Source organism: Marinobacter sp. UBA3607, from assembly GCF_002375525.1.
Classification (GTDB): Bacteria; Pseudomonadota; Gammaproteobacteria; order Pseudomonadales; family Oleiphilaceae; genus Marinobacter; species Marinobacter vinifirmus.
This window is the reverse complement of the sequence record NZ_DFLY01000023.1, coordinates 157,374-168,375: the sequence shown is the minus strand read 5'-3', so window position 1 is coordinate 168,375 and position 11,002 is coordinate 157,374. Positions and strand designations below refer to the sequence as shown.

The 11,002-nt window shown below is 58.8% G+C and carries 7 protein-coding genes; 3 read left to right on the top strand and 4 right to left on the bottom strand.

Translation table 11 applies throughout. From position 1 onward, the window contains the following. Positions 1-23: 23 nt before the first annotated feature. Genes B2589_RS08810 through B2589_RS08800 form a run of 3 tightly spaced genes read right to left on the bottom strand, consistent with a single transcriptional unit; the run spans position 24 to position 5,535 of the window. Positions 24-3,023 (bottom strand): parallel beta-helix domain-containing protein, encoded by a 3,000-nt coding sequence (locus tag B2589_RS08810; RefSeq protein WP_286816309.1) that lies wholly within the window; start codon positions 3,021-3,023, stop codon positions 24-26. A gap of 16 nt (positions 3,024-3,039) precedes the next feature. Further along, positions 3,040-4,218, bottom strand: coding sequence for a membrane dipeptidase (locus tag B2589_RS08805; protein ID WP_286816308.1), 1,179 nt, complete (start codon positions 4,216-4,218; stop codon positions 3,040-3,042). A gap of 3 nt (positions 4,219-4,221) precedes the next feature. After that, positions 4,222-5,535, bottom strand: coding sequence for a hypothetical protein (locus tag B2589_RS08800; protein ID WP_286816307.1), 1,314 nt, complete (start codon positions 5,533-5,535; stop codon positions 4,222-4,224). Between the two features lie 267 nt (positions 5,536-5,802). Between B2589_RS08800 and B2589_RS08795 the strand changes: the two genes are divergently transcribed. Both B2589_RS08795 and B2589_RS08790 read left to right on the top strand, forming a co-directional pair. Then, complete coding sequence (locus B2589_RS08795) at positions 5,803-6,255, top strand: (2Fe-2S)-binding protein (RefSeq protein ID WP_058340226.1); 453 nt, start codon at positions 5,803-5,805, stop codon at positions 6,253-6,255. Between the two features lie 24 nt (positions 6,256-6,279). Next, on the top strand, positions 6,280-8,484 hold the full coding sequence (locus B2589_RS08790; RefSeq protein WP_286816306.1) for a xanthine dehydrogenase family protein molybdopterin-binding subunit: 2,205 nt from the start codon (positions 6,280-6,282) through the stop codon (positions 8,482-8,484). A gap of 70 nt (positions 8,485-8,554) precedes the next feature. On the opposite strand, the gene B2589_RS08785 is transcribed toward B2589_RS08790, so the two are convergent. Beyond that, complete coding sequence (locus B2589_RS08785; protein ID WP_286816305.1) at positions 8,555-10,225, bottom strand: AMP-binding protein; 1,671 nt, start codon at positions 10,223-10,225, stop codon at positions 8,555-8,557. 187 nt (positions 10,226-10,412) lie between these two features. Between B2589_RS08785 and B2589_RS08780 the strand changes: the two genes are divergently transcribed. Further along, on the top strand, positions 10,413-10,841 hold the full coding sequence (locus B2589_RS08780; RefSeq protein WP_286816304.1) for an SRPBCC family protein: 429 nt from the start codon (positions 10,413-10,415) through the stop codon (positions 10,839-10,841). The last annotated feature ends 161 nt before the right edge of the window (positions 10,842-11,002 follow it).

Below are 11,002 nucleotides of genomic sequence, written 5' to 3'. Positions count from 1 at the left end.
ACCGGGGGTCTGACCCGCCGTTGTTATTGGTTGAGGGACTGAAAGATGCCGGTGCCACCGCAGGCTTCGCCGTTTTCGTAGTCGGAGTTGACGACGTTGGCGATCCAGCTGTTGAGGAGTTCGACAGCTTCGGTGTGGCTTACGCTCTTGGCGATGGGCGGCATTTTGCGCTGCGGGTCGTCGGCGTTTTCCACGCGGCAGGAGACGATGGACTGGTCCGGGCTGCCGGGCACCACCACGTGCTGTCGGCCGCAGGAGCCGCCGCCGGTGGCGGTGGGTTTCTTGCAGATACCATAACCGGCGTCGATCTTGCGGTAGTGGTCCAGGTAGTAGCCGGTGTTGGAGGCCGCGCCCCTGTCGTTGTGACAATGCTGGCAGTTTACTTCCAGGTAGGCCCGCAGGCGGGTTTCCACGTCGGCATCGGAGCCGGCGGTGGCACCGCTGTCGCCCGGTACGTTCCAGTGAGGCAGGCGCTCGATGTTGGTGGCGATGCCGCGGCCATCTATCTCCAGGGCCGGCACGTTGGCCAGGATGCCTTGATCCTGCCAGTACTTGAGCTGGTTCACCTGCGGAAAACCGCCCTGCCCTTCAGTGCCCATGAAGCGGGATTCCGGAACGTAGGCACGGTTCAGGTTGCGGGGTTTCGGGCCGATGGGCGCGGCGCCCGCTTCAAGGTCGTCGTTGGAGTGGCAGGTGATGCACTGGTTCTGGTTTGGAATGGCGTAGCTGTCGGAGGAGCCGGCCAGCAACTTGCCGGTGTGCTGGTCTTCATAGTGCCAGCTTACGCTGCGGGTTTCGCCGCCCGGCACCAGCTTCGCTACCTTCTTGCCACTGTCGTCGGTGCTCCAGCTGTAGGTGGGGCCGCTCCAGACTGCCTTGCCACTCTGGGAGGTGCGCTTGATCAGCAAGCGGGTTTCCACCAGCTCTTCGGTGCCTTTGCTTTCATCCGTGAAGGCGAAGGTTTTGGCGATCACGGTGCCATTCGGGAAGTGAATGGTGCCGTTCAGGTTGCCGCCATTCTGGCCATCCATATACACCGCCTTGGTTCCGGGCGGGATGAACGCAACCCGGTACTTGGTGGCATAGTCAGAGAACAGCTTGGAGTTGAGCACGAACGGCACGCCGCCTTCATGGGGCATGCTGCGCGGGTCTTGCGCGTTGGCGAACAGGTTGTACTGGTCCAGGCGCGGACAGTCTACCGCCAGGGCTTCGCGGTTGATTTCGCCCGGTTTCACCGGCGCTTCACACAGCTGGTTGATGTATTCCTGGGTAGGTGCCGGGTCTACTGAACCGCTGCGTTCGAACGGTGGAATGGTTACACGGGGCAGGCTGGCCAATGTACGGCCGAAACGGGCGTTACAGTCGTGGTCTTCCAGCTCGGTGTCCGCGAAGAATTCGAGCGGGCCGGTAAGCGTGTCCTGCAGCCCTTGCCACGAAAAGATCGCACCCAAGTCAAAATCCACAACATTCAATACCAGTTCCAGGCCACGCATACCGTGGAAATTGATGTAATCCTGGCTGTCTGACGACATCTCGTTGTTGTAGATGCACGAACCCCACTCCGGCAGCTTGCGCTCGCCCTGTGCGTTGAACTTATAGGCGTTGTAATGGCAGGCCGGGTTCGGATGCTCGTTGGTGTGGATGGGCTTGCCGTTTTCATCTTTCGGCACCGGCTGGCCACTGGCATCCACCGGGTACGGGCACTCGGCATCGTAGTCATCCAGCAGTCCATCCCACACAATGTGGGCGCCCTTGCCCGGGTTATGGATGTTCTTGATGCCAATCAGCGTAGGCAGCAGGGTTTCCACCTCGCCTTCACCGATCACTTTCTCCAGGTTCGGAGCCGGCAAATCGAAGCCGGAGTTCTTCATTACGTTGTTGTAGATGTGCAGGCCTTCGGTGTAAGGGTCCAGCTTTTTGTCCGAGGTTTTGCCCTTGCCATCAATCAGCTCGTAGCTGGTGTAGATCACCGCTGCGGTGCTGTTGTCTTCGAAGACGTTGTCGTACACCTCGATGTTGTCATACCCGAGGGTGATAAACCCGGTACCCCGGGGCACGGCAGACACCAGGCCACTGTGGGCGAAATTGTAGGTATTGTTGTTGCGGGAGACGTTGTTCAGCATCACCGAGGTGTCTCCGTACTGGGTGATGTTTTCCAGGTCATAGATCAGGAAGCCGCCGGTGTTACATTCCGCTAGGTTGTTGTCGTACTCGCCGCCCTGGACGTTTTCGATCTCAAAGCCCATCACGTTATAGGCCGCGCGGCTGTTCCTGATGATGGCGGTGTTAGTCTGGCCCACGTAGATGCCGGCATCCGAGGCACCGATAGATTCGGAGTTATCCACCAGGATGTTCTCGGATTCCACCGGGTAGATGCCGTAACGGCCACTGTCGGAACTGGGCACGTAATCCGGTGCCGGGTCGCCTTCGTTGAACGGCGGGGTGGTGCATTCCACCTGCAAGCGGGAGGCGTAGTTTTCCCGGGTAATGGGTTCACCACCACCGGACCAGATGGCACGCACGTTCAGCAAAGTACCCCACTTCACACCCTTGAGCTTGAAGGCATCGCCTGGTGAGTCGAGGATGGTGAGATCCTTCACGGTGATACCCCGAACGTTCAGGGCTTCCAGGCCGGTTACGTTGTCGCTGTCGCGAAAGTTGAGGACGGTTTCATCTTTGCCACAACCGCGGATCTCTACATCTTCCGTGGCCTGGATCAACAGGCCGTGGTACAGGTCGAAGTAACCACAACCAAACTCCAGTGCATCCCCCGGGCGCAGCTGGATCATCGCGGCCACCATGTCTTCGGTGGCCCGTTCACCGGGCTCCACCTTGAACACCCGGCCTTCACTGAACCTGGCGACGGTTTCTTCCTGCTCCGGTTGGTTATCGCTCTCTGCTGCAGGACTGCCGGAGGATCCTCCCGAGCCGCCAAAGCAGCCGCTCAGGGAAAGCAACGCGCTGATGCCCAGCACCGTGGCGCCGGTGCGCCAGGGTAAGTGAGTTCTTGTTGTGAGTTTCATAGCAGTCGCGTCCTTTTTAAAGGGGGGCGTTTTCGATGCGTTCCCACATCCGGAGGTAGGCCTCGGCGGAGGTGAAGAGCTGGTTGACGGCTTCGTCGACCTGTTCTTTCGGGCGATCGGTGTTGAGGATCATGTCGGCGATCTGGTCCGGGTAGAGGCCGTAATGGGCCACGCCGCGGCCGTCGTACAGGCCGAATTCGCGGTCGCCAGTTTTTTGTTTGTGAAAGATCACTCGGCCATCAACCGATTCGAACGGGTACAGGCGGGCGTCGTCTTCCGGGGTACCGGGGTTGCTCGCCAGCTGGGCGATACCGTTGACGTCCGAGGCGAAGCCGGCGCCACCGAAGGGGCCAACCTTGAGGTTTTCCGTGCGGGGGCGGTTGCCGTCGCGCAGCAGTTTGTCGACCCAGTTCTCACGGGTGCCACCAAAGGAAGCGGTGATGCCACCCTGGCTGGCAATGCGGTCGCGCAGGGCTTCGGTGCCGCCCCAGCTGCCGTGGCTGTTAATCACCGGGTAATCCAGCCGGCCGGTAATGTCGAGGATGCGAGCGGCAGCCTTACGGCTGATGTGGTCGGTTTCGATCATCATCTTGCGGCGAATCAGCTCCTGGACCAGGAAGTCGCCCAGATCCGTCAGGCCACGGCGGTTACACAGGTGTTCAGTGCCCTGGCGCGGGTCCAGCGCTTGCAGCTGTTCTGGGGTTTCCGGGAAACGGTCGCCGATGTAGTCCATCTGGAACAGCAGCTGGTCGATGATGCCGAAGGGCTGCATGGCAGCATTCTGGTCTGTTTCATCGCCAACAAATTCAGTGCCTTCGGGGCATTCCTCGAATTCGATGGTGTGGCCGGTTTCCAGCAGGTTGCCGGCATAGAGCACCGGGCCAATGCCGACACCGGAGGTCAGATCCGGCAAGTGACCACCAAAGGCGTTATCGAACTTGTGAACCGGGAAGATATTGCGCACACCCAGTTGGTACAGCTTGTCCAGCCGCTCAACGATGTCCTGCTTCGTACACTCGGCCACATCCTGGAATTCGCCGCACTTGAGCACCTTGGACATTTCAATGCCCAGAACCACCGCCAGCTTGCCATCGTCGATGACTTCCCGGGCTTCGCCGGAACTGGTCACAATCTGGAACCAGCCTTCGCCGGAGCCACCATGCTGGGCGTCGATGTAGTCCTGCATTTCATACATGCGCTAGATTTGCAGGAGGATGGACTCCATCGGGTCGCAGTCGTTCTGCTTCTGGGGATTAACGCGGCACAGGATCTCGTTGTGTACCAGGTGGTTCACCAGGATTTTCATGCCGGAATAATGGGCCCGCTCAAGCCAGCGGTAGTAGCTCTGGTGGTGTTGCAGGGAGTTGTACCGGGGCCAGTCGTTAAAGCTTGGCCAGCCCTGGGTATCGTGAGGGCCGGTGCCGCTGGTAACCAGTTCCAGAAAGCCGGTGGTACCCCAGGGGCCATGGGCAACTTCGCAGTCTTCCAGCGCATGGGTTACGCCAAATTTGTGGAAAGGTGCGCCGTAGTTAATGCGCCCGCCAATGAACTCGTAGGCAGAAATATGGGAATGGGTATCCACGTAGCCGTAGATGTCGTCGTTATCGATGCCCTGGATACCTTTGAAGCGATCCACTTCTTTCAGGTAGATGGCCGGGCCACGGCTGTCGGCCACCTCCAGGTTCAGGCCGGCCTCCGGGTATTCGGTGCAGCCTTCGGCTTCAGTGAAGGTAAAGGTATTGGCGGCATTGCGCAGGGACGGCGACGAGAGTGTTAACCCCTCTTCCGAGGTGCCTAACAGAAGACCCGTGACCGCCGAGGTCATGGTGTACTGGTCTGCAGCTTCATGCTTGTTCAGTTTCCAGACCGCCAGGTCACTGGGTCGGTCGACTGCGGCCAGTCGGGGCAGCAGGTCTACATTACCCAGTTGCCCGCCGGCAAAATCCAGGCTTTCACCCAGCTCCCGAAGGATGCCGCCCAATGGCAGCACCGGATCCAGCACCAGGTTGACGGTGTCTCCCAGCCCGGACACCAGGTAACTGAGTTCACCAATGAAGTGCCCGCCGGTATCCAGGAACTCACCGCCCGGATCGCTGATGCCCAGCAACTCAAACTGGCCAACCTGGCTGTCTTCCCGGGAGAAACCGGACATCATCAGGTAAGAGCCCAGCTCGGTGGGCCGCATGGTGAAACGGGCGGCCTTTCCGGCATCCGGAGTTACGCTGTACTGGCCATCAGCTACCTCGGATACATACAGGCCATCCGCCTGCAGGCTGTAGCAACCGTTGGCAAACTGGTAACGGGTATCTTTCCAGGCGTAGGCACGGGCCTCAGGCTGCGAACCGGCTCCAGCCTGGGGCGGCTCCTTTTCAGCGGGTTGCTGCGCAGCCGCCCCGCTCTCATCTGCAACCGCATCGGAGCCGCTGTCGCCTCCTCCACAACCGGACAAAGCCAGAACCAAACCGGCTAACGCAAAACATGCCAGACCACGCGGGCGGAATTCAGCAGCCACAGCAGACCTCCTGTTCGGGGTAATCCCCGTTTTTGTTTTTGATTGTGATCTGTATCGTACTGCAGTGCGTATACTTACTTATTCATCATGCCGGATAAGGTAATATGTCGTCACGTAAAGGCGGCGGTCATATCGGGCCAAATTCAAATGAGCGTTCGAATCCGGAAGGTTTTCAGCATACTGTGCGAGCATCGCCGGTTTACAAAATTTGATGATCGCCCCTAATATGCTGATTCAACGACATACAAATACAAAAGGTTTTCCGCAATGATCAGTCTTGTCGTAAACGGAGAAAAACGGTCCTTGGATGTAGACTCAGACACCCCGCTGCTGTGGGTGCTCAGAGACGAACTGAACCTGAAAGGCACCAAGTTTGGATGTGGTGCAGGGCTTTGCGGTGCTTGCACCGTGCACGTGGGCGGAACCCCCACCCGCGCATGCCAGACTCCGGTAGAGGCCGTAAACGGTCAGGAGATCACCACCATAGAAGGCCTCAGCAAAAACGGTGAACTGCACCCGTTGCAGCAGGCCTGGGTAGAACATGGTGTGCCCCAGTGCGGTTACTGCCAGTCTGGCCAGATCATGACCGCCGCCCACCTGCTGGAGCAGAACCCTTCCCCCAGCGAAGACGATATTGTGAACGCGATGGCCGGCAACCTGTGCCGTTGCGGCACCTATCACCGAATTGTCGAAGCGGTTAAATCGGCGTCTTCCACCTGATCACAAGAATTCGAGGCTGTACCCATGGCGATGAACCGACGGGACTTTCTGAAAGTGTCCACCAGCGCATCCGGTGGACTGGTGTTGTCACTGTCACTGCCCGGCTGTGCCACTGTTGATACCGGCTACTCCGAAAACGCCGGTACCTGGCGCCCGGATGCCTGGCTGGAAATCCAGGACAACGGAAACATCTACTTCACCCTGGCCCGCGTTGAAATGGGCCAGGGCACCTACACTGGCCTGACCACGCTGATTGCCGAAGAGCTGGATGTAGAGCCGGCTTCTATCAAGCCCCGCTTTGCCCCCGTAGCGAAGGAATACCTGAACCCTGCCTACAAGCTGCAGATTACCGGCGGCAGCACCAGTGTCGCTACCTCCTGGGAACCCCTTCGCCGGGCCGGCGCAGAAGCCCGCTATATGCTGATGATGGCAGCAGCGAAGGTCTGGCAGGTAGAAACCGACAACTGCAGCACCCAGGATGGCCGGGTGGTACACCCCAACGGCATCGACAGCCTGCCCTACGCCAGGCTGGCATCCCTGGCGGCCAGTGAAATCCCCCGCATCGAGGTTCCCTTGAAGCCCCGCAGCGAGTGGAAGTACATCGGCAAGCAGATGAAACGGCTGGATGCCGAAGCCAAGGCCACCGGCACCGCCGTGTACGGCATTGATATCGAACAGCCGGGCATGCTGTATGCCGTGGTTACCCGCCCGCCCCGCTATGGCGCGAAGGTGAAATCTTTCAACAAGGCGGATGTCACCGTCCATTCCGGCGTAAAGGATGTCTTCGAGATTGAACGGGGTGTGGCGGTGGTCGCCACCTCCTACTGGCGTGCCCGTAAGGCCCAGAGAGCCCTTCAGGTCGAATGGGATAACGACGACGCCATCACCCTGTCGACGGAGAGCGTGTTCCACCATTACTACAAGGATTCGGAACAGGATGCCGGTGTCAGCGAACGGGAAGACGGCGACTATGCGCAGGCCGAAGAGCAAGCCGGCAAGGTTCTGCACGCTGACTACGAACAGCCCTACCTCGCTCACTTTGCCATGGAGCCGATGAATGCCACAGCCTGGTACAAGGGCGACGCCATGGAAGTGTGGGCATCTACCCAGGCCCCGGACCTCGGGCGCATTGCTGCCGCCCGGGGCTGCGATCTTTCACCGGGCGATATCACGATACACACCACGTTTCTGGGTGGCGGCTTTGGCCGGAGGCTAACCAACGATTACATCGAGGAAGCCGCTGCCGTGTCTTATCGCATGAAGGCCCCGGTAAAGGTGATCTGGTCTCGGGAGGAAGATACCCAACACAGCGCCTGCCGCCCGGCCATGCTGCACCGGATGCGGGCCGCGGTCAGCGGCAACAAACTCGAAGGCTGGCACCACCAGATTGTCGGGCCGCAGATACTTGACTGGTATATCACCAATGCCGCACCAGCCCAGTACCCATGGGCTCCGAAAATGCTCTACAACACCCTGGGGCGGGTGGGCCTGGCTGCCGAAGGGCTAGCCACGCCGAAAGATGTCTCCGCCATTGAAGGGGCCATCGACTATCCGTATCAGGTGCCTAATGTGGAACTACGCCATACCCACAGCGACCCGGGGTTCCCGATTACCTGGTGGCGTTCGGTGGGTTATTCCCACAACGGCTTTGCCGTCGAAACGTTTATGGATGAGATCGCCCATGAAATGGGTGAAGACCCCATGGCGTTCCGCCGGGCCAGGCTTCAGGACCAGCCCAGGCACCTGCAGGTGCTCGACCGGGTGGCAGAGATGTCCCGCTGGAACAGCACCAGTGCTTCCGGGCATGCCAAGGGCGTGGCAGTCTTCCAGAGCTTCGGCACCTTCGTAGCCCAGGTGGTCGAAGCGAGCATTGAAGGCGGCGAGATCAAGGTACACAAGGTGTGGTGCGCCGTGGATTGCGGCCAGGTGGTAAACCCGTCGGTGGTAAGCGACCAGATCAAGGGCGGCATTCTGTTCGGCCTGTCAGCAGCGCTGTGGGGGGAGATCACCGTGGCAGATGGCAAGGTTCAGCAGAGCAACTTCCACGATTACCCGGTGATGGCCATGCACAACTTGCCAGATGTTGAACTGGATATCATGGACAGCAACGAGGCACCTACCGGTGTCGGCGAGCCCGGGGTTCCACCGGTTATCCCTGCTCTGGGCAACGCCCTGTTCCGGCTGACCGGCGTTCGCCAGCGCAGGCTGCCCCTGAAAGCCACCGGCTGAACTTCCTGACGCCTCAACTGAAAAGAGCCCCGACCGGGGCTCTTTTCGTTACTGCTTATGCTGGCAAGACTTACTGCCAGATAACCGGTTTCTTCTGCCCGTACCAGGCGTCTACCTTCTGCTGGTAGGTGTCTTCCACCACGTTACGCTTGAGCTTCAGGGTCGGGGTCAGGAAGCTGTTCTCGATGGTCCACTCGTCTTGCATCACGATAATGAACGCCAGCTGCTCGTGGGGATCAACCTGCTTGTTGATGTCCTGGATGAGCTGCTTCAGGCTGTCCTCGATTTCCTTTTTCAATGCTGCATCGTCGTGCACCACGGGCCGAAGCTCTTCGTTGAGCATCACCATGGCGAAGGGCTGGGTCTGGTTGGCACCGGATACACAGCACACCTCGATGGACTCGTGGGCCATCAGCAGGTTTTCCAGCTTGGCAGGCGCAATGTATTTGCCCTTGCTGGTTTTGAAGATCTCCTTCAGGCGGCCGGTGAGCTTCAGACGCCCCATCTGGTCGATCTCGCCCTTGTCACCGGTTCTGAGAAAGCCATCTTCGGTGAAAGCTTCCGCAGTTTTCTCGTCATCCTTGTAATAGCCCATCATGATAGCCGGGCTCTTCACCTGGACTTCGCCCTGCTCGCTGATGCGGGTTTCTACCCCTGGCAATGCTTCGCCCACGTAGCCGGTGCGGGTGCGCCCCGGCTTGTTCATGTGGGAATAGGCAAAGTTTTCAGACATGCCGTAGCCTTCCAGCAATTCCAGCCCCAGGTTGCGGTACCAGTCCAGCACATCGTGGGACAAGGGCGCGGAGCCAGAGCCAGCCAGCTTTACCTGGTCCAGGCCCAGGTTCTTCAGCACCTTCTTCTTGATCAGCTTGTTCACCAGCGGGATCTTCAGCAGGCGGTCCAGCTTGTGCTTGGGCACTTTCTGCAGCACGCCGTGCTGGAACTTCACCCACAAGCGGGGTACAGACAAGAACAGCGTGGGCCGCGCCCGCTGAAGATCCTGCACGAAGGTATCCAGGGATTCGGCAAAAAACAGCTGGAAACCGGCATAGAGCGAACCCAGCTCGACAAACGTACGCTCGAACACATGGGCCATGGGCAGGTAAGACAGCATGCGCTCATCCGGCCCCACATTCAGGGTTTTGATGCCACCTTCTGCGGCAAAGGCCATGTTGTCGAAGCTGAGCATCACACCCTTGGGCCGCCCGGTACTGCCGGAGGTATAAACAATGGTGGCCAGCTCTTCTGCATCCCTCACCGGGTTGCCCTGCAGCGGCTCGTTGCCGGCAACAATTGTGTTCCAGGTTTCATAGTTGTTGGGCGGGCTGAGCGGGTACGAAATGCAACGCACAGACTCCGGAACACCCGGCTTCATGCTCGGCCAGTCATCCAGCTTACCCACAAACAGCACTTCACAGCCGGCGTGGTTGAGTACGTAGTTCACCGTGTCGGCATTCAGCATCGGGTACAGGGGCACAGAAATATGCCCTGCCAGCCAGATAGCCCAGTCGGTCATGATCCAGTGGGCGCAGTTCTTGGAGATGATCCCGATCCGGCTCTTCTCCGGCAGATCGAGAGACTTCAGGTAAGCCGCCATGCGCCGGGCTTCGTCCACCGCGCGGCCCCAGGTGAATTCATCCACCGTGCCGTCGCCCATGGGCTGGGTCATGTAGAGCCGGTCTTTGTGGTTGTTTTCCCACTGGTACAGCATATCCAGTGGCAGTTTGGCGTTGGTGCTCATGGTTCTTCCCTCTCGCACTGAAGGTTCATTGTTAGTGTTATGTGTAGTTTAGCCACTCAAATACTTTATAAATTGACCGCAAAGCCGGACTTCAGAAACATTGGGGTCAGGCCGGACAGTATTCGACTTTTGTTTAATACCGTAAACAGGTAATCTGGCAGCCACAACCAACAACAAGAGCATGACGATGGCGAGCTACACCATTGAAATTGATGAAACTTTTGATGTACCAAGGCGAAAAGTCTTCGCCCTGTTTGCCGACCATCACCGTTTCGGGAAAATGATCGGTGCTCCGGTAAAACGCATCAAAGACAGTGACCAGGCCGATCCGAACGGTACCGGCTCGGTACGCAAAATCGGTATCGGCCCTCTGTCCCTGCAGGAAACCGTACTGGTTTTCGAGCCGGACTCGCTGATTGAATACACCATCACCAGCCTTAGCCCGATTCGGAATCATAAGGGGCGTATCCGTTTTTATGACACGCAGGAAGGTCAAACCCGGGTCAGCTATACCATCACCTTCGAAGATATCGTGCCGTTTTCCGGCAAGGTGGTCAGTGCAGCGCTGAAGCAGGGCCTGAAGCGCGGCATCCGCCGGATTCCGGAGCTGGCGTAGCCAAAGCAACAATCCGTTAAATGATGAATATCAGATAATTGACCTGCGGCAAGGCCCGGCTTCCCGCCGTTCGGTAGTCTCCAAACCTTATTGCAATATCCGGCCATGGCGGTGCATGAGCACCGTTGCCATGGCCTGTAACTTATTGTTGTGCGGGAGAC